Consider the following 23,557-nt stretch of genomic DNA (forward strand, 5'->3'; position numbering starts at 1 on the left):
GAAATTCTGGTATCCTGAAACGTAGCCACAAGCATCTACATTTCATGTAAACACCTATAAGGAACAGAATACCTTCCCAATCAAAAAATGACTGAGAAAAACAGATTAAGATTGACAGAATCTTGGCGGCTGCCAGATAGAATTGAGAATTTCTTTATTGTAAAGAGCACTCTTATAAAAGACCTTTTTGATCTCGATAGGGCTAAATACTTTCCCTATATAATGAAAATCTAAGGAAGGATTAATAGTGAAAACGACAGATAACAGGTTTGCATGTGAAATAAAAGGTAATTTCTGGTCCTGATCGTGGTCACTATCTTTCACAGGATGATCATAATGAGTTTTCAGAAATGCAGTAAGTGACATTTCAGGATTCAGGTTTTTATGCTGAAAATAATGCTCAATGAGAAGCGGCATTTTCAAAAGCTGATATAGTTCGGTTGTAGAAACCAAATACAATGTTAACAACAATATGGAGATCAGCTTTTTCACTCTATCAAAATTATGAAATATTTCATTAAGAATGATTTTAAATAAAAGAATGAGAAATTATTTCGGCTTATATTATTCATGAAGATTTAAAAATAAATTCTCATATTTTACATGTCGTCAACTTCGAATTCCTTTCGTATATAAAGTTACAAAGTCTGTCATAAAAAATGACAAGTCAATATTTTAAGTGAATTTTTTCATTACTATTCATTTAAAAGCTGATTGATTTCGTCATAGAATGAATCTTTGCTGTAATCTGCCATTCCGGTATGATGCATTCTTATATTCCCTGATTTGTCCAGAACTACTGTTGTCGGAAGTGAACCGTTAAAAAAAACCTTTGGAACAAATCCTTCCGAAACCAGAAACGGCACATTAAATTGTTCTTTATTAAGATATGCTTTTCCTGCAGCAGCGTCATCTTCAAGGTTAATGGTCAGAAAAACCAAATCTTTATTTTCTCTGTACTTCTCGTAAAACTTTTGAATCGACGGAAATTCTGCACGACAAGGAAGACACCACGACGCCCAGAAGCTAATGAAAACCACTTTTCCTTTGAGTTCAGAAGTATTGGTAAGCTTTCCGTTATCATTTCTTATACTCAAACTCTCTGTAATTCCGGGTTCTGTTTTCTTTTTTTCAATCTTTGAATTCAGAAGACCGGTAGAGATAATCTGGCGCATCAACCACGCTTTTGTATCAGGACTTACAAGCAATACTATGAATATTGAAAATAGAAGTACAGTGCTCCAGCTTTTCAGGAACCATATTTTAAGTTTATTCATTTAAGACTATTTCAGAATCTGTTTCTTCACTTCTTCTTCAATCACAAATCCGAGATTATCCCACACTACTCTGTCATTTTTATACAGCTTTAAAACCGGAAGTGCTGAAACATTCAGTTCTTTGCAAAGTTCTGTGTTCTCATCAGCATTAATTCTTATAATTTTTACTTTTTCCGGCATTTCAGCAGCCATTTTTTTTAGGTAAGGCTCCATTTTTTTGCAGGGAGCACACCATTCCGCATAAAAATCTACCAAAACAGGTGTACTACTTTTTAGCATTTCGTTGTATTGGGCAAGACTCATTCCTGCAGAATGTGACACTTTAACTTCCGGAAGACTGGCATCTCTCCACTTCATCATTCCGCCCTGCATTTCATAGACATTTTTAAAACCCATTTCCTTGAGTCTCGCAGCTGCGGCCATACTTCTCGGTCCGCTCATACAATATACAAAAACAGGTTTGGATTTGTCCAGGGCTTTTGCTTTTTCATTAAAATCACCCGCACTCCAGTCGATATTGATCGCATTTTTCAGATGTCCGTTACGGAATTCTACGGGGGTTCTTACATCCACAAGCTGTGCCTCTTTGGTCTGGTCCAGTCTTTTAGAAAATTCTGTGGCAGGAAGACTGCTCTCGCTTTTGGTATTCTGGGCTTTTCCGCATCCTGTAAGTACGATAAGAAAAAATACAGCGATTAAGTTTTTATACATTTTAACTGTTTTGCTTGATTAATCTCTCCAATTCATCCGCCTGAAAAACACCGGACTGTTTCCATTTCACTTCGCCATTTTTGAAAATCATCAAAGTAGGAACACTCCGGATTCCAAACTGTGCGGCAACAGCCTGATTTTTATCAACATCAATCTTAACGATACTGGCTGCATCGCCAATATTCTTTTTTAAATCCTGAAGAATAGGAGCCTGCATTTTGCACGGGCCACACCATTCTGCAAAGAAGTCAACCAAAACAGGTTTATCCTGATTAATAAGTTCTTGAAATTTATTCATTTTGCTATCCTTTTATTTAATTTCTTCATATTCAGTGTCATCATTTGTATTGTTTGAATGACGGGTGGGTACGGAACAATTACCTGTTGCACAACATCCGATATTCAATAATGGCATTGCAACAAAAACTGCTCCAACAGCAACTAAAAACCACATTCCTGATTTTACCGCTTCCACTACAAGAACAATTCCCATTACGAGGCGAAGCAGTCTTACAAAGTTCCAGTTTTTTATTATATTTTGTATCATTTTAAATTCATTATTGGTTTCACATGATTTTAACACTAAAAGTAAAAAAAAAAATTAAATAAGATGTTTTTATCCGATTTAATAATATCTTTGCAAAAAGACCTCAGACATGTCAACAATAAAAAGAAAATACTTACTTATCCTATCCCTGTTATCGCTGCTTCTTAATGCAGGACTGCTGTATGTGTTCTTTTACAGGGGCGATAAAGCCGTTGTAAGTCCGGACGGAAGAACGGAAATAAAAATGCCGGAAGAAAACCGGGCTTTTATCATGAAAGAAATGCGCGGTTTCCTGGAAAGTGTCCAACAAATAAATGAAGGAATTGCTAAAAACGATCCGGAAATTATTGCCAAAGTCGGTAATCAATCCGGAACATGTAAAGTGAATCAGGTTCCCCAGGGAATGATAAGGTCTTTACCGTTTGGATTCAAACAAATGGGATTCGGAACCCACGAGCTTTTCGATGAAATGGCAAAAATGGCAAAAGAAAACTACAACCGCCAGCAGACACAAGAAAAACTCAATCAACTGCTTAACAACTGTGTCGCATGTCATAAAACATACAAAATAACTGCTGAATAATCTTTACAATGTATACTCATACCATTATTATAGGTCTTTTACTTACATCAGGAATGGCTCACGCACAAATCGACAGTCTGAAAATGAATATAGACCTGAGAACCAGAGGAGAGCTTGATAACGGTGTCAAAACCCTTATTGCAACAGGAAAATCTCCTGAAACGACGGTTGCTTCACGGGCCCGCTTCGGAATTGATTACTATTATCAAAAGCTGGAGGTTTATGTCTCCGCGCAGGACGTAAGAACCTGGGGTGAAACCAACTCGGTTGCTGCAAAGAATCAGAATTTTACCTTACATGAAGCTTGGGCAAAATATCCGTTTTCTGAAAAATTTGCGGTCAAGCTTGGAAGACAAATCCTGGCTTACGATAATGAGAGACTAATCGGTGCTTTAGACTGGGCCATGCAGGGAAGAAGCTTTGACGCTTTAAAAGGAATATATACAATTAATCAGAACTCAAAGATTGAGGCTGTATTAACGTACAATAACGATGACAATGACGCAAATGACCTTCCTGATAAGGAAATTTACAGCATTGTAGACGGTGGAGAAATAACAAAATCGCTACAGGTTATCCATTACCAGTTTTCCGGACACCATAAATTCCTGTTTTCTGCTATTGCCATGAATACTGTTTTACAGAATCCTTCCGGAACGCATTACGATATGATAACGGTTGGCGTTAATTCTAAAAAATATGTTGACGGTATAGAATTTTTCGGATCTGCGTATTACCAGACCGGTAAAAATACAGACGGACAAACAAAGAATGCCTACGAGCTTTCTTTAAATGCAGATTTTACAGTTTTACCGGCACTTCATCTGACAGCGGGCGCCGAATGGCTTTCAGGGAATAATTATAATACGGAACCCGGAAAAAATCAGTCTTTCAGTCCGTTGTATGGAACCAATCACCTGTACAATGGTCTTATGGACTATTTCTACTCCGGTACCAGTCATTTCAATACATATGGTCTGAATGATTACTATCTTAATTCTACACTGACTTTCAATTCAAATACAGATTTAAAAGCCGCGCTTCACTCCTTTACGACAAATGGAAAAGTAGGATATGACAAATCCGGAAACGATTTATCATCCTATCTGGGAACTGAGCTGGATTTGATTTTCACGAAGAAATTAGGAAAAATCATTACCGCTAATCTTGGCCATTCCTTTATGTTGGCAGGAAGTACAATGGAAGTACTGAAAAACAATCCTGATCCTAAAAAACTACAGACCTGGACCTGGCTTGCATTTAAAATCAACCCGAATTTCAGGTTAAAATAATAATTCCTAAGGTTTGAGTAATCCGCACTCGTTCTTAAATTCATTATCTTTACATTCACAAACCATATAAATGCTGATATTTTCAAATACCTGCCAATATGCTATTAAAGCCTGTATCGTTCTCGCAGAGGAAAGAGAAAAGACAGGCATCCGGGATGTTTCTGAAAAAATCGGAACACCTACTGCTTTTACTTCTAAAATTCTGCAGCATCTGGTAAAAAAAGGTCTGATCTCTTCCGGAAAAGGAAAAGGCGGAGGTTTTTATATGAACGAAGAACAGTATGAAAAGCTCAGCATCAGGGATATTTATGAGCATTTCGAAGGTAAAGAAGTCTTGGAATCATGTCTGCTGGGACTGAAAAAATGCGATGGAAACAATCCCTGCCCTATTCATCATCAGGCCGCTGAAATAAAGCAGAAAGTCGTCCTTATGTTTCAATATAAAATAAAAGATCTTAAAGATTTCGGAAGTGTTATGATGCAGGAGTGAGCTCTTTCAGAAAAGAGGCGATAGAAAGCATGATCAGCACAGAAGCAAAAAGAAGCACAAAGGATGCATACGGAAAAGGGATATAAAAAGCGGAAAGAGCACCCGCCACTACTAAAATAATTTCGTTTAGTACAATACCGGAAATCATCAGTATAATACTTTTTTGAAACATTTTGCTGATTTTTACAGTGTACAGCTCTACAATAATCCAAATCAAAAAGAGACTTACACCCATCAACAGCACCAGGTGAAGATAGGCAATAACTATATTAACATTGCTGAATACTATAGTACCCAATGCGGGAACTGCCGACAAAGTCTGGAGGATACATTTCAAAAAAAATGCGAGTCCGGAAACTGACAAAAGAATTTTCTTTATAAAATCCTGATTCCTGAATACATTTGTTTTTTTACTCCATATTAGCAACTTCATTATTCCCAATACCTGAAGAATGGATATAAAGCAGAAGAATGCCCGACAGATGTCCTCCATTGCGATCCACAGGACAGAAAGACCATAGCCGAATAAACAAGCGGTGAATAAAAGGTAAAAGATGTTTCTGTTGAGTTTTCCCGGGATGCAGATTTTATACTTCTTTAGTACGGTCAGAAACAGTCCGATACACGAAAACATAAAGAAGCCATTGTACTGATAATGCAGATAAAAATAGGTTGATGCCTTAAACAAGACATCATATTCATCTTTTTTTCCTGAAAAATACGCCAGTCCAAAAATTCCTACTGAAGAAAAGATCGCGAAAAAAGCACCTGCTTTCAGCCAGATGACTTCAGGGTTTCTGTTTTTTTTGGTGTCCATCATCAGAAATATAAAATACGCAAAACCAGTAAACAAGACCACCGAAGAGAAAACAATGGAAAGCCAGAAATAGCCTCCGTAGAGAAAAGAAAACAGCATTCCGTAAGATCCCAGTTGGTTGAAGATCATCAAAATTTCGTATTTCCTGATTTTAATTTTATTGATATGCTCGCTGAGATACCGGGTTACAAAAATATAAATAGCAGCACTTACCCATCCGTAAAAAGCAAAATGGGAATGCGACTCCTGCATAAATGTATGGCAAATTCCCCGAAGAGAAAATACCATTCCGTACCTCATCATCACACCGATAACCGATACGATAAAGAAATTAAACACGCAAAGCTTTATCCAAAATCCGGAATTTTTCATTAATCCGGATTTTTGCTTATTGTGCTGCATTTCACTTTATCACCTGTTTTTACAACCGAAACATCAAGATATTGTACAGCTCCGCAGCTGGCAACTTCAAACTCTTTTGCTTTTTTGTCAGCGTATTCGTAGGTATATCCGATTCCCATTACAACCTTGTGGCCATTGCATTCTCCCATAGCCATATAAAGATATTCTCCCAATTCGGGTTTGATTATCGTATTCATTTTTATTCAATATTTAAGTTTACATATATTTAATTTTCAGGTCTTCGACAGCTGATTTTTATACACTTATATCAGTACAACTTTCATCGTATGATTTTTTTAATTTACTTCCAAAATTCATCCGGATAGCTATCTTCCTCTTTTCGATGAACCTGCAGGATATGTTCTCCGATGGTATCCAGCTCCTCTCCAGAAAGCTGCTCTTCCAGATAAGGGAAAATCATTCGTTCTTCAAAACGGATATGTTTATGTAAGGCATCGGCAAAATCAGACAGTAATTCCCTGCTGCCGGCCTGACTAATACTTTTAATAAGCTTCCTGATTTGCCTGTGTTCATCCTGCATCTGGATCTGCAAAGGCTCATTATTAACTTCAGGAAGCACAAGGTCTTCGATGTCAAAATGCCGGGTTAGATTTTTTCCCCAATAATCAGCGACATAATTTTTAATTCTTTCATAAGGAATATTTTTTTTAATTCCTTGTCTGATTTTCCAGCAGCACAGCAATCCAAAGTGATGGTCTCGGGATAGAGGCACTAAATTTTCGTTTCTTTTCATAAAGATATTTTTACGGTAGCTCCTGCTCTATTGTTAAAATATGTAAAGAACCGCCACTGCTTTGCAGCAGCAGTTCTATAATCAGATAATCTATTATCGCTTTTCTTTTAAAGACCAACCTGTTTTCAGTCCGATGATAAATATTACCAGCAGTAATTCTCCGACTGCAAGCAGAATATCACCAGGCACGCGTAACCAACGTAAGGTTTTCATAAGATCAGTATGCATAAATTCTGCAGAACGCGCATACCAGTATCCTTCTTTAATGGAAGCGACAGATTGCATAATTCCTATCGGCAACAGACTGATGGTCACCATCACCAAGAGCCCAATATTGGTAAGCCAAAATGCCCAGCCAATTAGCTTATCGTTCCATTCCCTGTCAGGATATAAGCCTCTCAGCATAAACATCATCAGGCCTATTCCCAAAATTCCGTATACCCCGAACAGTGCGGCGTGGCCGTGAACCGCCGTGGTATTAAGTCCCTGAATATAGTAAAGTGCAATAGGAGGATTAATGGCAAATCCGAAGATTCCGGCACCCAGAAAGTTCCAAAAACACATGGCGATAAAGCAGTAGATCGGCCATTTGTATGCTTTAATCCACTTGGTAGATTTGCTGAGCTGATAATTCTGCCAGGCTTCAAAGCCAATCAGTACCAGCGGAACGATCTCCAATGCACTGAATGTTGCTCCCAATGCTAAAACAGCCGTTGGAGTTGCACTGAAATACAGATGGTGAAATGTTCCCAGAATACCACCGGCAAGAAAAATAATCGTAGAAAACAATACAGCGTGAGTTGCTGATTTCAGCCTTAATAATCCCAACCTTGTAAAAAGGAAAGCAGCTACGACAGTGGCAAAAACTTCAAAAAAGCCTTCCACCCAAAGATGAACTACCCACCATCTCCAATATTCTGCTATAGCCATATGAGTTTGTCTTCCGTACATGAGCCCCGCTCCGTAAAACATGGCAATAGCTACCGCTGAGAGTGTGAACAGCAATAATAAATGTCTGTCACCGTCTCTCTTCTTAAGTGCCGGAAGCAATGCCCGGATCATTAAAATCAGCCAGAGAATAAGACCAACCAGCAATAAAATCTGCCAGATTCTGCCCAACTCCACATATTCATAACCGGAGTGGCCCCAAAGGAAATTATCGACATAGCCCAATTTCTGCATTACTCCCATCCATTGTCCTGCCAACGAGCCGAAAACAACGATCAGCAGTGCCCCGAACAATATATTGACACCCAATACCTGATATTTGGGCTCGTATCCGGAAACAGCGGGGGCAATATACAATCCGGTAGCCAGCCAGGAAGTGGCAATCCAGAAAATAGCCAGCTGAACGTGCCAGCTTCTGGAAATGGACTGGGGAAGAATTTCATCAAGCGGAATTCCGTAAAAGGCATTTCCTTCCACTCCATAATGTGCCGTGACTACTCCGGCAAGCATCTGAACCAGAATAAGCAGCGCCACAACCCAGATATATTTTAATGTAGCTCTCATCGAAGCCGTAGGTTTCATATTCCTGAGCGGATCTTCCAGAGGCAGCATTTCCCTCTCATTGATTTCTTCTTCTTTGTTTCTGGCGTGATATAATACCAGCAGACCGACGCAGCCAAGAAGCAGCAATACACTGAATCCGGACCAGAGGTGCAGCGATGGCGGCGGAACATTTCCTATGGTTTCATCGTGCGGCCAGTTGTTGGTATAGCTGACATCATCACCCGGACGGTCTGTGATGCAGACCCATGCCGCCCAGGAGAAAAAAGCATTCATTTTAGCCATTCTCTCCGCTGTTTTCACGGTATTTTTCGGTATAGCATACTGATCGCGCAGCTTCGCCATTTCAGGAGCATTCATGAAAATTTTAGTATAATATTCGGCTAATTCTGCCTGTACTTTTGCCCGCTCCGGAGAAATGACAATCGTGTTTGTCGTCTGATCCAGTGTATTTTTCCGAAGTTCCTTTTTCAGAAGTACTTTGTATTTTGCCTGCTCATCGTCCGGTAAATCTTTATATACTTTACCGTCCTTTTTAGCAAGTTCTTCCAGCAAAAGCAGCGATTCCCGATGGAGGTAATCAGCACTCCAGTCCGGTGCAATATAGGCTCCGTGGCCCCAAATACTGCCGACCGTCTGTCCCCCAATTGATTGCCATACATTTTGTCCGTCTTTAATGTCCTGTCCAGTAGCAACTGTCCTCCCATCGGTAGTTATTACCTTATCGGGTATGGGCGGAATTTTCCGGTAGATTTCCACTCCATAGAAAATCAGGACTATAAAGGAACCTATGATTACAGCGGCAAGCCAGGTCCATAATTTTTTAGGTGTCATATATTTTTATATTTTAATTCTTAGAATTTGTTTAAATGGTCAAGGTGATGATTCTGTGTTAAGAATTCCTCATTTTTACACCTTAATGACCAATGTTAAACAAACCGCGTGTTAATATGTTGCTGATAATTCTTTTTCCAATTCGATGGCTTTCGGAAAGAGGATGTTATTCTCAAGATGAATATGCCGGTGAAGATCGTTTTCGAAATCCTGAAGCATTGCAAAGGCTACTTTATAGGTATTGCAGGCATCTGCAGGCGGCGTATATTCATCAGTAAGCTCTGCAATTTTTCTCAGGCGTTCACCTTCTACCGTATGCTCGTGCTTCATCATATTGACAGGATTTTCCACGGTACCGAAATGGGGCTGCGGAATGGCGCCTCCATCTATCTCAGACTTCACCATATTTTTGATGAATGGGAAAAGCATTAGCTCTTCTTTCTTCATATGTGCTCCTAAATCTTGAGCAGAAGTATCAAAAAGTTCCCTGATCTGAAACAATTCGGGGTGATGCCCTCCGTGTACTTTGCAGAGCTTATCTAAAAACTGTTGAAGGACAGGTGTCTTTTCTGCTACATAGCGGTGGTGTGTTTTCTCTATATAGTCTGCCAGTAAATCAAGGGGCCAGCTTTTAAAATCAATGGATGATGCAACATTTTGCGGGAGATTTTCAATCTCTTTATAGATGTTTTGTGCATCCAGCTTTTTGGTTTCACAGGCATTTTCAATTGTTCTGTCTCCTTTGCAGCAAAAGTCGATACCATGTTTCTTGAAAATTGCTGCCGTTCTGAAATCTTCTGCAACAATCTCTCCTATAAAATCTGTTTTGATATTCATAATTAAATACTTTTTTATCTTTTATTATTATAAATTTTTTTTATTTTTTTGCCTGTAAAGCAGCGTAACTGCAACGAGCCTTTTAACCATTATTTTTTCATTGAAAGGATATATTTCACCATTTTTTGTGCATTCTCTTTACTGAGTCCTGCATGCGGCGTCATCGGAATTTCTCCCCAAACACCTTTACCTCCGTCAATAACTTTCTGTGCAAGGTGATCTATATCAGCATCCGTATATTTTCCAGCAACATCCTGGTAAGCCGGACCTACTAATTTGGAGTCTACTTTATGACAAGACAGGCAGTCTGCCCCTTCCACAAGAGCTTTTCCTTCGGCTTCAGGAGATGCGGGTGCTTCTTTTGCGGCAACGGCTGCCGAGTCTACCGGTTTCGGCTCTTCCAGCATGGTATTGGATTCGGCAACGGGTACAGGATCAGTATCTTTTTTATCTGAGCAGGAGATGATCGTGAGCGATAACAGCATTGCTGTCATAAATACATTTTTCATTGTTTAAAATTTTTAACGGGTTACAATTCTATTTGTTTTCTAATTTCTTTTACGATGGCATCATTATCCGTGTCCAGCCCTTCCTGCTGAAAAGCAAGTGTTCCTTTTTTGGAATAAACACTGATGATATTGGAGTGTGAAAATTCTATGGGAGAAATTTCTTTGTATTTCACTGCCATTATATTGGCAAGTTCACGGGTGTCGACTTCATTGCTTCGGATGAAGGTCCACTTTTTGTCATCAAATCTGTTGACTGCTAGATAAGCTTTCATCACTTCCGGCGTATCGGTTTCCGGGTCAATGGAAATCAGCAGGAAACTGATGTCTTCCGGATTTGTTTTTCCCACTTTTTCTGAAATTGCCCTCATTTCGGCTGTCAGTCTCGGGCAGGCCGTTTTACAGGAAGTAAAAATCATTACGGTAACAATCACTTTTCCTTTGAAGTCGGAAAAAGTAATGGCATTACCATCCTGTTTCTGCCATTTTGAACTGACGTTGTAAATGGAATCCGAGCTTATTTCTTCATTTTTTTTACTGCAGGATAACACTGTCATCGCAAGCAGAATGTATAGTATACTTTTCATTATTTAAAATTTTTATAATCTTTGGCACATCTGAAACCTAGATTGTTGAGACAGTAATTTGCTTTTAGGCTTCCTCTTAATGCATAGCGCACGAATGCAGCATAATTCCTGAGGTCTGATGAAGTAACTGCTGCTCCTGCACAAAAAAGATTCTCATTGGTGGTGTTATCTTTTCTCGATTCCCCGCTCATCATTACCGAATTAAAATCGTAGGTCCATTCCCAAACCATACCGTACATATTGTAAACACCGTAATAATTGGGCTTTTCGTGTTTTACCAGCTGTCTGGTTTTGTCCTTTTTCTGATAAGATCTCAGCACATAGTCGGTAAACTGCGGTTTTTTTGACGCATTGCGCGAATTTTGGTCGGCCAGTGCCACGTATTCCCATTCATCAATGGTGGGAAGACGTTTTCCTACACTTTGGGCATAAGCTTCCGCTGCAAACCAGGATATATTGGTTACCGGCGATTCGGGATCAAGGTTTTCAGGTATTTCATAATCGTTTTTCCAATGCTTCAGATAGGTACTGTCTGCATACAACCGCAGCACTTTGCTTCTTGCCCATTGTGGATTTTTCTTCAGGAACGTGAGATACTCCGAATTGGTTACTGGACTGTCATCCATATAAAAAGATTCTACTTTTATAATTCTCCCTGTATCTTTACCAATGAAAGCTTCATATGTCCCGCCCTGAACCTTCACCATTTTCTTAGCATCTGCAACAGGCTTCAGTACAAAAATCTGAGGTTTCGCATCAGGAATAGTTTTGTTTTGGCCACAGGAAATTAATGCGGTAACCGTAAATATTCTTAATATGCTGATTAGAATTTTCATTTTTCCCAGAATTAAAACCTCAGTAAACAATATTAACTATGGATTTTTTTTGTAAACAGCAGGATTTTCTGGTCCGGTCACTTTTATTTTACCTAATGCACCTTTATTAAAGGCTCGGAAGATCGCGTGATCAACAATTACATATTCTCCAGGAACCGTTGCTTTGAACTCTACAATAGATGCTCCTCCTGGAGGAATTATTGTAGTCTGTACATTTTCATTAATTTTGCTACCTCCTTCCATATATACTCTATCAAAAATTTCTCCAATGACGTGGAAAGATGAAGTAAGATTAGGTCCGCCATTCCCAACGAAGAAACGAACGTTTTCCCCTACTTTTGCCTGCAATTCTCCATCTCCCAGCAGGGTGCCTGTTTTTCCGTTAAAAACGACATATTCAGGATGTTCAGCAATTGCTTTGTCCATATCAAACTCCTGCAAACCTTTGTCCCCGAATTTTCCTTTGGTATAGAAATCTCCCTGCATGATATAGAATTCTTTATCTACTTTTGGAAGCCCGCCTTCAGGCTCAATCAGGATGAGGCCGTACATGCCATTGGCAATGTGCATTCCTACAGGTGCCGTTGCGCAGTGGTATACGTAAAGCCCCGGATTCAACGCTTTAAAATTGAATATTTTTTCTGTTCCCGGAGCAACAAAAGTAGCTTCTGCCCCACCGCCGGGACCATTTACCGCATGAAGATCGATATTATGTGGGAATGTATTGTTTTCATTATTCTTTAGGTGAAGCTCGATCTCATCTCCCACTCTGGCGCGGATAAAACTTCCAGGAACCGTTCCGTTGAAGGTCCAGAAATGATATTGTGTTCCGTCTGCAAGATCTCCTGTCTTTTCAATCGTCTCCAGCTTGACGATCACTTTTTTCGAAGCACGGCTTCCAACCGGTGCGGGAACATTTGGCGGAGCAACAGACTGTTGAATTTCTGTTGTCCCGTCTGTTTTTATTTTTTCAGTATCAGTTTTATTTTCAGAGTTGTCGGAAGCATTTTGCCCACAGGAAATCAGGCTGATAAATGATGACAAAATAGCGGTGATGAACAGTGTCTTTTTCATGATGGAATTATTATAGTAATTTTAACTTACGAGGTTTTTTATTGTATCAATTATATTTAATAAGATAAAAACACCTTTTAGTATTTTATTAAATTAATTTTTTTTATTTTTTCAGGAATGTAAGCTTTAAATCCAGGTTTTCTACAAACAGCTGAATCTTTGATCCTTCCAGCATTACTTGTATAGCCTGCCTTATGTGCTTAAATTCATTATGAATAGGACAAGGATGATTTTCCGAGCATTCCTTTAATCCCAACCCACAACCTGAGAACAGCTTGTTACCATCAATTTCCCTCACAATATCGGCAATGGATAATCCTAAATTGTTATCATCCATATAAAAACCGCCATTAGGTCCCTTGGCCGATTGCACAAAGTCTTTTCTGCTTAAATCCTGAAGAATTTTTGCAATGAAATATTCCGGTGAATCAATCCCCGATGCAATATCTTTAATCCCGATCCTGCTTCCGTCTTTAGACTTCTGCGCGACATAAATGAGTGCACGGATGGCATATTCACAGGTTTTGGAAAACATTCTCTATTATTTTATATGACAAAAGTAAAACAAGTTTTTCAAATAAAAGAGTAAAAGGTATTTTATTTTTAATGATTATTGTCATAATTTGCTACTCAGCACATTACCATTGGGTAATGCTCCCTTTCGTTGCAGGAAATCTATTTCTCGGGAAACATTTTTTTATAACAAAAAAATATATCTATAGGAAACGAAAAAGTATCATCTTTGATAACGCAATTTTAGTAATAATTTACCATTTCAATCATAATTACAAGGTAATATTGTGGGTATTTCTGTCGGACAAAGATTGATAATATCATTTTTGTAGTGAGTATCCTTTTCGAAGGACGAGGATTTTTATAGATAATCAGCAATTGGAAACGACGGACTGATGATCAGAAAATCTGCCATTCCACACCTATGAAGATCTATATCCTGTATTAAGAAAGTCATCTTTTAACAGCAATACATTCAATCTCAACTGCCGCACCTCTAGCTAATGAAGAGACTTCAACCGTACTTCTTGCAGGCAAACTATTTTTAAAATAACTGCCATAAATTTTGTTGACAGTTTCAAATTGTTTCATATCCGTCAAATAGATTGTTGTTTTGGTAATGTGCTGAAAATCGGATTGATTATTTTTTAAAATAATTTTCAGATTTTCCATGATCTGAACCATTTGTTCCTCGACACTTCTTTTAAGTGTATTGGTTTTTTGGTCTAAACCAATTTGACCCGATACAAAAATAAGATTGCCATAACTGGTTGAATGGCTATAAGGGCCTGATTCTATTGGCAAGCTGGTATGTTTTAACGCTATTATCTTTGATTTTGTGCTACACGAAAATAATAGCAGTGTTGTTAGAAGTAATAGGAATTTTTGCATTCTAATTGATTTTACACAAAAAAATGAGATTAGCTTTTATACTAACCTCATGCTTGAATTATCTTATTCTTTGATGAAGTTTAATAACTCGCCATTAAATTTATCCAGCTCCTCGATAAACAGGGCATGACCACTTTTTTCCAAAGGAACCAAAGTTGAGTTTTTAAGTAAGGAATGCATTTGTTCAGCAAGGTCATACGAACAGATTTTATCCAACTTACCGTGCAGGATTAAAGTGGGAATGGTTATTTTATTCAAATCACCGCGCAGATCACTGTCTCTCAATGTTTTTAGTCCTTCAGCCATTGCATAAGGTGATGCCTGTGCCTGGATGCCTCCTAACCATGTGCCCAGACCTTGCGAAACGCTGTTCTCATTTGCTGGAAATATCTTACCGAAAGTGGCGAATAGTTCCGGACGGTTGGTGTTGTTCAGATTGATCAATCCGTTAACATCTTCCTTGGTCCATTGACCATAGTTAAAGTCAGCTCGTTTTGTCCAGATCGGTGCTGCTGCTCCGAAAAGAGCCATTTTTGAAACGTGAGCGGCATTATATTTAGCCACATAGTGAATTACTGTTGCACCTCCCATAGAAAAACCACCTATTGTTGCATTTTCAATTTTTAGTTTATCCAGTATAACTTTGATGTCATCCGCAAAAACATCATAATTATATTTTCCTCCCGGTTTATCAGAAAGGCCGAAGCCTCTCAATGTAATCCCAATCACGCGGTATCCTTTCTGTATAAAATCGGCATATTGGTATTCATACATCGCGTCGCTTAAAGGCCAGCCGTGAACCAAGACAATAGGTTCTCCCTCGCCAAGATCCGTTACATGCAGTCGAACATTTTTTTCTACTTCGATATATTCTTCCCGGCCCAGTGATGCCGGAGTTCTTTTAGTTTGTGCTATTAATGAGCTTGAGATTAAAGTTGTAAACAGTGTGAATGCTAAGATTAAATTTTTCATGATTTTTGATATTATATTATTCTTGTTGTTTTTTTGTTATTTTGATAATACAAAGTTGGATTAATTTCAACCGCGCAACAATGGATCGTTTCCCCTTTGTATTGTACTTTTTGCCCTTGAAATATTACCCGTTGATAAATGCTAGAATATCACGGTTGATCACATCAGCATTAATGGTAGGCATTCCATGGGAGAAACCGGGATAGATGATGAGTTTTCCATTTTTAAGGAGCTGTGCTGCTTTAACCGCTGTCGTAGCGTAGGGAACAATTTGGTCATCATCACCATGCAGGACAAGTACAGGTACATCTACAGTTTTTAGATCTTCTGTAAAATCAGTCTCTGAAAACACCTTGATACAATCATATTGCGCCTTGATACCACCCATCATTCCCTGTCTCCACCAGTTGTCCTGAATGCCTTTTTTTATGTCAGTACCTTCCCTATTGTAACCGTAGAAAGGCACGGTTAGGTCATGATAGAATTGCTGTCTGTTGTGCAGGGTATTGTGACGGATATCATCAAATACAGCTAAAGGAACTCCTTTCGGGTTATTCTCATCTGCTATCATGTAGGGAGTAACCGCGCTAATCAAAACTAACTTGGAAACCCTGTCCTTACCATATTTAGATGCATATCGAATCGCTTCACCCCCACCTGTTGAATGTCCTACATGGATAACATCTTTTAAATCCAGGAACGCTACCAATTCTGCGACGTCAGCTGCATACGTGTCCATATCGTTTCCCTTATAGGTTTGAGTCGATCTTCCGTGCCCTCTTCTGTCATGTGAAATAACTCTAAATCCTTTTTCCAGGAAGTACATGATCTGTGCATCCCAATCATCGGATGACAATGGCCATCCATGATGGAAAAATATGGGTTGTCCTTCGCCTAAATCTTTGAAATAAATTTCTGTTCCGTCTTTTACTGTAAACTTGTTCATGTCTGTATTATTTAATTGTTATTACTATTGTTTTCTTTTGATATTGCAAAGTTGGGGTAATTTCGAAGGCGCATCAATGGACGGTTTTCACTTTGAATTGCACTTTTTGCCCAAAAGAGTTTATAGCCTCCTCGAATAGCTAATTGTAAGGAACAAAACATTAAAAAAGCACAGCCTTAGAGGAAGGATGGCCAGAATGAATGCCTTTTTTGCATGGAGTACCTGGGTTTGCATCACAGAAAGACCCGGAGATGATGTCACCTATACCAACAACTGGCCTCATGATGAGGCTGTAGGAAATGTTCCACCTCCATCGCTTCACCTGTGGTCAGGATTCAGTGTATTGTTACTGTTGGCTTGTGTTGGACTTCTGGTATTTTATCACGCAAGGAATAAAGAGGAAGAAATCAACGAAGCGCTTCCTCTTGAAGATCCTCTGCGGAATATGAAGCCTACTCCATCTATGAAAGCTACTTTAAAATATATCTGGGTGTTTGCCTTACTAATCCTGGTTCAGATGCTTGCCGGAGTCATTACAGCCCATTATGGAGTCGAAGGAAGTGGTTTCTACGGCATTCCTTTAGATCAGTTTCTTCCTCAATCTGTTTCCAGAAGCTGGCATGTCCAACTGGCAATATTCTGGATTGCTACCTCATGGCTGGCTACGGGATTGTATATAGCACCAGCGGTTTCAGGATATGAGCCCAAATATCAGAAATTGGGTGTCAATGTATTGTTTGGAGCGTTACTGATCGTTGTGTTAGGATCTTTAACCGGGCAATGGCTGGGAGTGATGCAAAAATTAGGGTTGGTAGATAACTTTTTATGGGGACATCAGGGATATGAGTATGTAGAACTGGGGAGAATCTGGCAGATTTTATTGCTGATCGGGCTGATTCTCTGGCTGATTTTGATGGTAAGAGCATTACTTCCTGCTTTAAGACGTAAAGACGGAGACCGCCACTTACTCCTTTTGTTTACTCTTTCTTCTGTAGCAATTGCCATGTTCTATGGCGCCGGTCTGATGTATGGAAGGCAAACTCATATGGCTATTGCCGAATATTGGAGATGGTGGGTTGTACACCTTTGGGTAGAAGGTTTCTTTGAAGTTTTTGCTACCGTAGTGGCGGCATTCTTATTTACAAGATTGGGATTATTACGCCTGAAATCAGCTACCAATGCCGTATTATTTTCTACTATTATTTTCCTTGGCGGAGGTATTTTAGGTACTTTCCATCACCTGTATTTCAGCGCTACGCCTACTGCTGTGCTTGCTTTGGGGGCTACCTTCAGTGCATTGGAAATTGTACCTCTTGTCCTGATTGGTTATGAAGCCTATCAGAATTATCAGCTCAGCAAATCTACAAAATGGATTCAGGCTTACAAATGGCCAATATATTGTTTTATCGCCATGTGCTTCTGGAATTTCCTAGGAGCAGGAATCTTCGGATTTGCCATCAATCCTCCGATTGCCCTGTATTATATCCAAGGATTAAACACAACGGCCGTTCATGGCCATGCTGCCCTGTTCGGCGTATATGGAATTTTAGGAATCGGATTAATGATGTTTGTCCTCAGAGGTCTGTACCCGGACCGCCAATGGAATGACAAATTAATTGGTTGGGCTTTCTGGCTGACCAATATCGGATTATTGGTTATGGTGACGATAAGCCTTCTTCCTATAGGTATTATGCAATCGGTAGCCTCTATTAAAGAAGGATACTCTCGTTAATTCTTCCAAGGATTTCATTCCTCTGTACGAGTTTCCTTTTAAATTTAATTTTGGAAACCATACCGAAACGATATAATGTTTAGGCATGTTGCTACAATTTCGCTCCGTACGCCACTTTTTCCAGGCAAACCAACTCGGAAGGCAAATTCTCCTGATTCGTCATAAAACCCGTATGTTTGCATAAATTATTTGTTTAATTTACACACTTTTAAGAAAAGAAAACAGACATTATTAGCTTTTAATATCATATGAATATACATTATAGGGTATAATTCTCCTAGCTAAGTTTTGCGAAGCCCAACATCCTAATAATACTGGAAAGAATAACACATATCCGTTAGGTGCTAGATTACATACCAAGAAAAGTGCAGTTAAAGGAGCATAAATAGATGCTGATAAAGTAGCGGCAGCCCCAACCAACACAAAATTTACATAAATTAAAGATGTTCCAAAAAAAGTATTGCAAAAAAGAGCAAAGGTAAGTCCCAAGAATGCACCTGCAACAATACTAGGCGCAAAAACACCACCATCTCCTCCAGCGCCAAGAGTTAGAGCAGAAGCTAATGGTTTTAATAAAATTAGAAAAAGAAGAAAAAGAAAGGAGTAACTCTTGGGATGGTTGAGAATTTCCGATAATGAATGATAACTATCGCCATACAAAAACGGAAAACAAAATATTAGCCCCCCTACAATTAAAGCTCCTAAATTTACCCTCAAAAAATTATTGGAAATTCCTGAAAAAAAATCTTTAATCTTAATAACTAAAACTGTAAAATAAACAGATAAAACACCTCCTAATAAACTTAAGATTACAAAAAACGGAAGCGCAGTCCATTTCCATCCAGTAATTTCAAAAGAGAGTAATGGTTCACTTTTTATAAAACAAAGAAAAATAGCGGAAATGGTAGCAGATGCAGTACAGCTTATAAAAAGTGTTTTATTAAACTTTCTTGCAATTACTTCCATAGCAAAAAGCCACCCAGCAATTGGACTTCCAAATAAAATACTTACCCCAGCAACAACCCCAGCACTAATAAGTTCCAATTTATAAATATTTGCAGAAAAATGTTTTTCGTATATCGTATTTCCTAGAGTTGCTGTTGCAACGACCGTAGATACTTCAATTCCAGTGGAACCGCCGAAGATTACAGTAAGAAATCCATTAAAATAATGTGATGGAATCTTGAAAAGAGGTAGATGATTTTTTCTTTGATCAAGAGTTTTGTAAATTTCGGTGATTCCTTTATTTTTTCTATTCAAAAAAAAGTATTTTCTTAAAAAGTAGATTGCTGTAATCCCAATCGTTGGCAGAAAAATAAAAATTAAGGTATTTTCTTCTTCTGCAAAATGAAATATGAGCTTTTGAAAATATTCAGTAATTAACTTTAATGAGTATCCTAGAAAAGAAGCGCAGATACTTATTATGATAGAAATTAAAATTAATCTGAAATAATGGTGTCTTTGTATGCTTTTTCTTTTCATTACCAATATAAATTCAATTTTTTCACAAAATTAGGTGCTGGATAGATGGATTCAAAAAGAAATCTATCATATTTTATCATTTAAAATCAAATTTTCTAAATATTTTTTTAAAATCAAAGGATGGCAATGCTGCTCATCTTTAGCACCATAGACCAAAGTGATGATATCTTGTTTTTTATTTCGATTTAGAAATTCTTTTCCAGAACCATTTTCTTTGAGTTCGGTTTCGTATTTTTCTGAAAAACCCTTCCAAAGTTTAGGATCATGGTGAAACCACTTTCGGAGTTCATTAGAAGGAGCTAACTCTTTATTCCATTCTTCAATATGGGCATTTTCTTTAGAGATTCCTCGAGGCCATAATCTATCTACTAAAACACGGTATCCATCTGTAGGAGAAAAAGTTTCATAGATTCTTTTGAGTTTTATTTTCATTCAGTGTAGTATTAATGTTAAATAAATTAAAAAAATCGTCAAAATTTATCGTGACTAGGTTAATAAAAATAGACAAATATTTAATTTAAAGACTAAAATTCGTAACAATATAAAAAGCTGCCCAAGCTATAAATATCAAAGCGATAACCCAAACCCAAACTGGAATAGTTCTCGGGTTTTCACTTCCTTTAATAATAAAACTCTGATTTCTACCTGTATCATACGCATTGATCATCAATGGTAATATTCCGTTGACGGTTTCATTGTTAGATAGCCCCTCCATATGAATGATCGGTCCATTACGCACATTAAAACGAGTAATTTTCAGGCCTTCTTTATTATCAAATTTGCTAACAATTTTTAAAGTGTGTTCTCCGTCTGCCAATTTCGTGGTATCGAGATTGAAAACTATAGGAGTCTGAAGTTCAGCAATAGGATTCGGTTCCTCATCTATATATAAAAAGACTACGGCATTATGTTTTGACATTTTTCTAAGATTTAAAAATCCAATATATTATTTTTGATATGTTTCTTGCTATTCTCGTTTGGTTTGATTAAGAATTTGAAAGAATAAAACAATGTTCCTAGGGTAATTATTGTAATAATTGTCACAATAACCCAATCCCAGTTTGATTCAGGACCCGTACCATGTGTAAAGTTTTGGGTTATTTTGGGTTGCTGAAGCCTACAGGCATCACAAGCCTGAACATATTCAGTCCAAAGAACAAAAATAGGAATTATAAACTTTAATTTTTTCATACTATTTTATTTTATCCATGATTGTTTTTACTTCTTCAGCAGTTACTTTCTTACCATTATTTCCCCAGCTTGTTCTTTCATGATTAATGATAGCAGCCACATCTTCAGGTTTGAAATTAGCATTGGTCCCTACTGCTGGCATTTCTCCAAATTGAGGTGCCAGACCGTTATATCCTTTCATAATAATAGTAACATACAGTTCCAAATTATCTCCTAAGACTACTTTGTCACCTTTCAATGGTGGGAATGCTCCCGGAACTCCTTCTCCGGTTGCCTGGTGACAGGTGGCACAATTGGCTACAAATAAAGCTTCTCCATCAGGAAGATTATCTCCTCCAACACTTCCTTCAGTTTTTTTCTCTTCTTTTTTGTACAAAAATTCTCTTGCCGGAATACTCTTAGGAAGTTCGGTCTGTTTAAGACTGAGAAGATATGCCACCAGGTCACTGGCATCTTTTGATGGAACAACTTTTCCTTTAATTCCTTTTTTAAATGCGTCAGGAAGACTGATTTCCTTATCTCCAGGATCAAGTTGATCTTTAATTAGGAATAACCATTTATAAGAAGGCATGATCGATTGGGGAACTACAGATCTGGGGTTGAATAGGTGGGAGTATTGCCAGTCTTTACTAGATTGTCGGGCTCCGATATTGGTAAGATCGGGACCTGTTCTTTCTGTTCCCATGAGGGTAGCAGTATTCTGGAAAAGATTGAGTCTTTTGTTTCTGGCATAATCTGCAGCCAGGCTTGGACGGTTACCGAATACTTGGTCCATGTCTACATTACGAACCTGCTGAGTATGACATGCTACACAACCTTCACGGATATAAATTGATTTCCCACGGCTTTCTTCTTCTGTAAGAGGTTTACTTCCCTGTAAAGGTTGATATACTTTTTGGTTGTTCAATGCAGGAAATATGCATATAAACAGGGTCAGAAAAAGGAAAAATGCCAATGCTGAAGAAAAAAGTTTCTTATGATCACTAAAAAAATCCATTATGCTTTTGTTTTTTTATTGTGAATGATTTCTAAAATATCGTCTGGTGTCTGAGGAAGTTTAATTTCTTTTTTGGGCTTTATCATTCTGTAAAAATTATAAGCAAAGATGATGTGTGACAACCACATCATTGTTCCCCCGATCGCTCTCCAGAGCCAGAAAGGCATCATATGCATAACTCCTTCAATAAACGGTTGTTTCTCCATCCACATCATTCCTTTTTCTGTAGAGCCTATCATTAGTGAAACGGTATATACTAAAACCCCAACCAAAGCTAACCAAAAATGTAATCCGACGGTAATACTTGGTGGTTCACATGAAGTAAGTCTTGGTACTAAGGTATAAGTGAAAGACCATAGCATAAATGTAATAATCCCGTACATCGTTAAGTGTGAATGGGCTACCGTAAAATCAGTAAAATGCCATAATAGATTGGTAGATCTGAAAGCTTCTGCCGTTCCTTGCATTGAGCCTGTAAAGTAAAAAATAATAGAAACTACATAAAAAGGTAGTACATAACTCAGTTTCAAGCGATGCCATGACCCACGAATTGTCATCATAAAATTAATACTACCTGCTGCAACAGGAATCACCATGCCCACACTAGCAACAATAGCAATAGTCTGCATCCACCATGGGATAGCACTAAAAATAAAATGATGTGTCCCAATGAGAGTATAAAATAAAATCTGTGTCCAAAACGCAAGTATACTCAAACTATAAGAATACACCGGACTGTTCAACTCTTGTGGAAGAAAATAATACATTAATCCCAAATTGAAAAACATAAACCACATCCCCACTCCCTGATGCATAAAATAACCCTGCGTTATGGTTTCTCCCAAACCGTCTTGCCAAAATGGAAGATAAGCAACCACCAATATGACTACAACAAACATCATAGCCGAGACTACATACCAATTGGAAACATAGATTTCTTCTGTTTTTCGGAACGCGATCGTATTGATATGATTATAAATACTAATTATAATTCCTGTAGCAAAAAGTAACATAACTGGCCAGATATATTCCCTGTACTCTCCGCCACTATTATTGATTCCCGCCATTAAGCAAACGCTACCAAGAAATACAGCAGAATTCATTAATATTAAAGTCACATATCCTATCTTAAGATTGAAAATTTTTGTATTTCCCACCCTTGGAATGACATAATATGAGAAACCTACCATTGCCATAGATGCCCATCCCCAAAAAACCATATTGGTATGTACGGGTCTAAGCCTTCCGAAACTCAACCAGCTGATATGGTCAGCATCCGGAGCGACAAATTTTATTCCAAGATATTCACCAACCGTGGTTCCCATAAAAAGCCAGAATACACTAGTGCCAAGAAACCAAAGGATTAATTTTTTTTCCTCATCCGGAATTTTAATATTCCTTCCCTCCTCTCTTTTGGTTTGCAGAAAACGGATTTCATGAATTTCATTTGCTTGGTCTATTAACCCACGCGGGTCTTTTACTTGCTTATTTGCGGAAAGTTCGTTTCCTGAAAGTTGGAATTCAAGTTCTTTTTTTCGTTCCTCCAACGCAGAAATTTCGCCTGGCTGCAGATGACTCAGATGCTCATATATCCTTTTAAGTTCTTTTTTTTTCAATGTATCAGAAATCATCCGATTTACTCTTATTAAAATAAGAATAAGTGCAAAAATGATGGGAATCAAAAAAAGAACAATTGTAATTTGTAAACCAGGCTCATTAAGAAGTTCGTTCATAGTATAAGTTTTAAGAAACAACTTTATTTACTTAAAACTACTTT

The 23,557-nt window shown here is 38.1% G+C and carries 27 protein-coding genes and 2 pseudogenes; 4 read left to right on the forward strand and 25 right to left on the reverse strand.

From position 1 onward, the window contains the following. Positions 1-105 precede the first annotated feature (105 nt). The 5 genes from ACWNCI_RS09165 to ACWNCI_RS09185 all read right to left on the reverse strand — a co-directional run bounded on the left by ACWNCI_RS09165 (position 106) and on the right by ACWNCI_RS09185 (position 2,535). Positions 106-492 carry a hypothetical protein gene (locus tag ACWNCI_RS09165; RefSeq protein ID WP_449388071.1) on the reverse strand — a complete coding sequence of 129 codons (387 nt, stop codon included), beginning with the start codon at positions 490-492 and terminating at the stop codon, positions 106-108. A gap of 203 nt (positions 493-695) precedes the next feature. After that, on the reverse strand, positions 696-1,277 hold the full coding sequence (locus ACWNCI_RS09170; RefSeq protein ID WP_322924708.1) for a TlpA family protein disulfide reductase: 582 nt from the start codon (positions 1,275-1,277) through the stop codon (positions 696-698). 6 nt (positions 1,278-1,283) lie between these two features. Then, complete coding sequence (locus ACWNCI_RS09175) at positions 1,284-1,988, reverse strand: thioredoxin domain-containing protein (RefSeq protein WP_449388072.1); 705 nt, start codon at positions 1,986-1,988, stop codon at positions 1,284-1,286. A gap of 1 nt (position 1,989) precedes the next feature. Beyond that, complete coding sequence (gene trxA / locus ACWNCI_RS09180) at positions 1,990-2,286, reverse strand: thioredoxin (protein ID WP_322924704.1); 297 nt, start codon at positions 2,284-2,286, stop codon at positions 1,990-1,992. A 12-nt stretch (positions 2,287-2,298) separates the two neighbouring features. Beyond that, on the reverse strand, positions 2,299-2,535 hold the full coding sequence (locus ACWNCI_RS09185; RefSeq protein WP_322924702.1) for a hypothetical protein: 237 nt from the start codon (positions 2,533-2,535) through the stop codon (positions 2,299-2,301). Between the two features lie 109 nt (positions 2,536-2,644). Between ACWNCI_RS09185 and ACWNCI_RS09190 the strand changes: the two genes are divergently transcribed. The 3 genes from ACWNCI_RS09190 (at position 2,645) to ACWNCI_RS09200 (ending at position 4,900) form a co-directional block, all read left to right on the forward strand. Then, a complete protein-coding gene (locus ACWNCI_RS09190; protein WP_322924699.1) occupies positions 2,645-3,118 on the forward strand; it encodes a hypothetical protein in 474 nt (157 codons plus the stop codon). Between the two features lie 8 nt (positions 3,119-3,126). Further along, the gene (locus ACWNCI_RS09195) at positions 3,127-4,410 is read left to right on the forward strand and encodes an alginate export family protein (RefSeq protein ID WP_449388073.1); all 1,284 of its coding nucleotides are present in this window, start codon (positions 3,127-3,129) and stop codon (positions 4,408-4,410) included. 70 nt (positions 4,411-4,480) lie between these two features. Further along, positions 4,481-4,900: an RrF2 family transcriptional regulator gene (locus ACWNCI_RS09200; RefSeq protein ID WP_322924696.1), complete on the forward strand. Its 420-nt coding sequence runs from the start codon at positions 4,481-4,483 to the stop codon at positions 4,898-4,900. On the opposite strand, the gene ACWNCI_RS09205 is transcribed toward ACWNCI_RS09200, so the two are convergent. The 13 genes from ACWNCI_RS09205 to ACWNCI_RS09265 form a co-directional block, all read right to left on the reverse strand. Beyond that, entirely contained in the window at positions 4,884-6,089 is a 1,206-nt protein-coding gene (locus ACWNCI_RS09205; protein WP_449388074.1) for a hypothetical protein, read from the reverse strand. The two genes, ACWNCI_RS09200 and ACWNCI_RS09205, sit on opposite strands and share 17 nt — an antisense overlap. After that, positions 6,089-6,316, reverse strand: coding sequence for a hypothetical protein (locus ACWNCI_RS09210; RefSeq protein ID WP_449388075.1), 228 nt, complete (start codon positions 6,314-6,316; stop codon positions 6,089-6,091). The genes ACWNCI_RS09205 and ACWNCI_RS09210 overlap by 1 nt, the downstream gene beginning before the upstream one ends. Before the next feature lie 104 nt (positions 6,317-6,420). After that, complete coding sequence (locus tag ACWNCI_RS09215; protein ID WP_449388076.1) at positions 6,421-6,873, reverse strand: hemerythrin domain-containing protein; 453 nt, start codon at positions 6,871-6,873, stop codon at positions 6,421-6,423. A 93-nt stretch (positions 6,874-6,966) separates the two neighbouring features. Next, on the reverse strand, positions 6,967-9,216 hold the full coding sequence (locus tag ACWNCI_RS09220; protein WP_449388077.1) for a nitric-oxide reductase large subunit: 2,250 nt from the start codon (positions 9,214-9,216) through the stop codon (positions 6,967-6,969). A 111-nt stretch (positions 9,217-9,327) separates the two neighbouring features. Next, on the reverse strand, positions 9,328-10,053 hold the full coding sequence (gene ric, locus ACWNCI_RS09225) for an iron-sulfur cluster repair di-iron protein (protein WP_449388078.1): 726 nt from the start codon (positions 10,051-10,053) through the stop codon (positions 9,328-9,330). Positions 10,054-10,142: 89 nt separating this feature from the next. Further along, positions 10,143-10,562, reverse strand: a complete 420-nt coding sequence (locus ACWNCI_RS09230) for a c-type cytochrome (RefSeq protein WP_322924684.1) — start codon at positions 10,560-10,562, stop codon at positions 10,143-10,145. Between the two features lie 20 nt (positions 10,563-10,582). After that, positions 10,583-11,146 carry an SCO family protein gene (locus tag ACWNCI_RS09235; protein ID WP_449388079.1) on the reverse strand — a complete coding sequence of 188 codons (564 nt, stop codon included), beginning with the start codon at positions 11,144-11,146 and terminating at the stop codon, positions 10,583-10,585. Further along, the gene (locus tag ACWNCI_RS09240) at positions 11,146-11,982 is read right to left on the reverse strand and encodes a formylglycine-generating enzyme family protein (RefSeq protein ID WP_322924680.1); all 837 of its coding nucleotides are present in this window, start codon (positions 11,980-11,982) and stop codon (positions 11,146-11,148) included. The genes ACWNCI_RS09235 and ACWNCI_RS09240 overlap by 1 nt, the downstream gene beginning before the upstream one ends. 36 nt (positions 11,983-12,018) lie before the next feature. Next, the gene (gene nirK, locus ACWNCI_RS09245; RefSeq protein WP_322924679.1) at positions 12,019-13,056 is read right to left on the reverse strand and encodes a copper-containing nitrite reductase; all 1,038 of its coding nucleotides are present in this window, start codon (positions 13,054-13,056) and stop codon (positions 12,019-12,021) included. Between the two features lie 103 nt (positions 13,057-13,159). Then, complete coding sequence (locus ACWNCI_RS09250) at positions 13,160-13,591, reverse strand: RrF2 family transcriptional regulator (protein ID WP_276161540.1); 432 nt, start codon at positions 13,589-13,591, stop codon at positions 13,160-13,162. A gap of 431 nt (positions 13,592-14,022) precedes the next feature. Next, positions 14,023-14,460, reverse strand: coding sequence for a RidA family protein (locus tag ACWNCI_RS09255; protein WP_449388080.1), 438 nt, complete (start codon positions 14,458-14,460; stop codon positions 14,023-14,025). Between the two features lie 63 nt (positions 14,461-14,523). After that, complete coding sequence (locus ACWNCI_RS09260) at positions 14,524-15,432, reverse strand: alpha/beta fold hydrolase (protein WP_449388081.1); 909 nt, start codon at positions 15,430-15,432, stop codon at positions 14,524-14,526. Between the two features lie 124 nt (positions 15,433-15,556). Beyond that, positions 15,557-16,378 carry an alpha/beta fold hydrolase gene (locus tag ACWNCI_RS09265; protein ID WP_449388082.1) on the reverse strand — a complete coding sequence of 274 codons (822 nt, stop codon included), beginning with the start codon at positions 16,376-16,378 and terminating at the stop codon, positions 15,557-15,559. Positions 16,379-16,562: 184 nt separating this feature from the next. Here ACWNCI_RS09265 and ACWNCI_RS09270 point away from each other — a divergent pair. After that, positions 16,563-18,101 (forward strand): annotated as a pseudogene (locus ACWNCI_RS09270) (cbb3-type cytochrome c oxidase subunit I); the annotation flags it as partial. Here ACWNCI_RS09270 and ACWNCI_RS09275 read toward each other — a convergent pair. The 7 genes and pseudogenes from ACWNCI_RS09275 to ACWNCI_RS09305 form a co-directional block, all read right to left on the reverse strand. Continuing rightward, positions 18,027-18,292, reverse strand: a pseudogene (locus tag ACWNCI_RS09275) (glutaminase); the annotation flags it as partial. The pseudogenes ACWNCI_RS09270 and ACWNCI_RS09275 overlap by 75 nt on opposite strands. A gap of 49 nt (positions 18,293-18,341) precedes the next feature. After that, complete coding sequence (locus ACWNCI_RS09280; RefSeq protein ID WP_322924668.1) at positions 18,342-19,592, reverse strand: chloride channel protein; 1,251 nt, start codon at positions 19,590-19,592, stop codon at positions 18,342-18,344. A 66-nt stretch (positions 19,593-19,658) separates the two neighbouring features. After that, on the reverse strand, positions 19,659-20,024 hold the full coding sequence (locus ACWNCI_RS09285) for a DUF488 domain-containing protein (protein WP_322924666.1): 366 nt from the start codon (positions 20,022-20,024) through the stop codon (positions 19,659-19,661). Between the two features lie 85 nt (positions 20,025-20,109). Beyond that, the gene (locus ACWNCI_RS09290) at positions 20,110-20,511 is read right to left on the reverse strand and encodes a hypothetical protein (protein WP_322924665.1); all 402 of its coding nucleotides are present in this window, start codon (positions 20,509-20,511) and stop codon (positions 20,110-20,112) included. 11 nt (positions 20,512-20,522) lie between these two features. Then, complete coding sequence (locus ACWNCI_RS09295; RefSeq protein WP_322924663.1) at positions 20,523-20,783, reverse strand: hypothetical protein; 261 nt, start codon at positions 20,781-20,783, stop codon at positions 20,523-20,525. 1 nt (position 20,784) lies between these two features. Then, positions 20,785-21,780 (reverse strand): cytochrome c, encoded by a 996-nt coding sequence (locus ACWNCI_RS09300; protein ID WP_449388083.1) that lies wholly within the window; start codon positions 21,778-21,780, stop codon positions 20,785-20,787. Then, the gene (locus tag ACWNCI_RS09305) at positions 21,780-23,513 is read right to left on the reverse strand and encodes a cbb3-type cytochrome c oxidase subunit I (protein WP_322924659.1); all 1,734 of its coding nucleotides are present in this window, start codon (positions 23,511-23,513) and stop codon (positions 21,780-21,782) included. Before ACWNCI_RS09305 ends, ACWNCI_RS09300 begins: the two co-directional genes overlap by 1 nt. Positions 23,514-23,557: the final 44 nt, after the last annotated feature.

The sequence above is a fragment of the Chryseobacterium lineare genome (genome assembly GCF_977014045.1).

Bases quoted from the DNA above. Each gene is read 5' to 3' on its own strand.
- ACWNCI_RS09305 (WP_322924659.1), bottom strand. From the start codon at position 23,513: ATGAACGAACTTCTTAATGAGCCTGGTTTACAAATTACAATTGTTCTT.
- ACWNCI_RS09220 (WP_449388077.1), bottom strand. From the start codon at position 9,216: ATGACACCTAAAAAATTATGGACCTGGCTTGCCGCTGTAATCATAGGT.
- ACWNCI_RS09190 (WP_322924699.1), top strand. From the start codon at position 2,645: ATGTCAACAATAAAAAGAAAATACTTACTTATCCTATCCCTGTTATCG.
- ACWNCI_RS09170 (WP_322924708.1), bottom strand. From the start codon at position 1,277: ATGAATAAACTTAAAATATGGTTCCTGAAAAGCTGGAGCACTGTACTT.
- ACWNCI_RS09195 (WP_449388073.1), top strand. From the start codon at position 3,127: ATGTATACTCATACCATTATTATAGGTCTTTTACTTACATCAGGAATG.
- ACWNCI_RS09205 (WP_449388074.1), bottom strand. From the start codon at position 6,089: ATGAAAAATTCCGGATTTTGGATAAAGCTTTGCGTGTTTAATTTCTTT.
- ACWNCI_RS09255 (WP_449388080.1), bottom strand. From the start codon at position 14,460: ATGCAAAAATTCCTATTACTTCTAACAACACTGCTATTATTTTCGTGT.
- ACWNCI_RS09300 (WP_449388083.1), bottom strand. From the start codon at position 21,780: ATGGATTTTTTTAGTGATCATAAGAAACTTTTTTCTTCAGCATTGGCA.
- ACWNCI_RS09285 (WP_322924666.1), bottom strand. From the start codon at position 20,024: ATGAAAATAAAACTCAAAAGAATCTATGAAACTTTTTCTCCTACAGAT.
- ACWNCI_RS09250 (WP_276161540.1), bottom strand. From the start codon at position 13,591: ATGTTTTCCAAAACCTGTGAATATGCCATCCGTGCACTCATTTATGTC.
- ACWNCI_RS09215 (WP_449388076.1), bottom strand. From the start codon at position 6,873: ATGAAAAGAAACGAAAATTTAGTGCCTCTATCCCGAGACCATCACTTT.
- ACWNCI_RS09235 (WP_449388079.1), bottom strand. From the start codon at position 11,146: ATGAAAAGTATACTATACATTCTGCTTGCGATGACAGTGTTATCCTGC.
- trxA (WP_322924704.1), bottom strand. From the start codon at position 2,286: ATGAATAAATTTCAAGAACTTATTAATCAGGATAAACCTGTTTTGGTT.
- ACWNCI_RS09290 (WP_322924665.1), bottom strand. From the start codon at position 20,511: ATGTCAAAACATAATGCCGTAGTCTTTTTATATATAGATGAGGAACCG.
- ACWNCI_RS09295 (WP_322924663.1), bottom strand. From the start codon at position 20,783: ATGAAAAAATTAAAGTTTATAATTCCTATTTTTGTTCTTTGGACTGAA.
- nirK (WP_322924679.1), bottom strand. From the start codon at position 13,056: ATGAAAAAGACACTGTTCATCACCGCTATTTTGTCATCATTTATCAGC.
- ACWNCI_RS09265 (WP_449388082.1), bottom strand. From the start codon at position 16,378: ATGAACAAGTTTACAGTAAAAGACGGAACAGAAATTTATTTCAAAGAT.
- ACWNCI_RS09185 (WP_322924702.1), bottom strand. From the start codon at position 2,535: ATGATACAAAATATAATAAAAAACTGGAACTTTGTAAGACTGCTTCGC.
- ACWNCI_RS09260 (WP_449388081.1), bottom strand. From the start codon at position 15,432: ATGAAAAATTTAATCTTAGCATTCACACTGTTTACAACTTTAATCTCA.
- ACWNCI_RS09230 (WP_322924684.1), bottom strand. From the start codon at position 10,562: ATGAAAAATGTATTTATGACAGCAATGCTGTTATCGCTCACGATCATC.
- ACWNCI_RS09210 (WP_449388075.1), bottom strand. From the start codon at position 6,316: ATGAATACGATAATCAAACCCGAATTGGGAGAATATCTTTATATGGCT.
- ACWNCI_RS09200 (WP_322924696.1), top strand. From the start codon at position 4,481: ATGCTGATATTTTCAAATACCTGCCAATATGCTATTAAAGCCTGTATC.
- ACWNCI_RS09175 (WP_449388072.1), bottom strand. From the start codon at position 1,988: ATGTATAAAAACTTAATCGCTGTATTTTTTCTTATCGTACTTACAGGA.
- ACWNCI_RS09280 (WP_322924668.1), bottom strand. From the start codon at position 19,592: ATGAAAAGAAAAAGCATACAAAGACACCATTATTTCAGATTAATTTTA.
- ric (WP_449388078.1), bottom strand. From the start codon at position 10,053: ATGAATATCAAAACAGATTTTATAGGAGAGATTGTTGCAGAAGATTTC.
- ACWNCI_RS09240 (WP_322924680.1), bottom strand. From the start codon at position 11,982: ATGAAAATTCTAATCAGCATATTAAGAATATTTACGGTTACCGCATTA.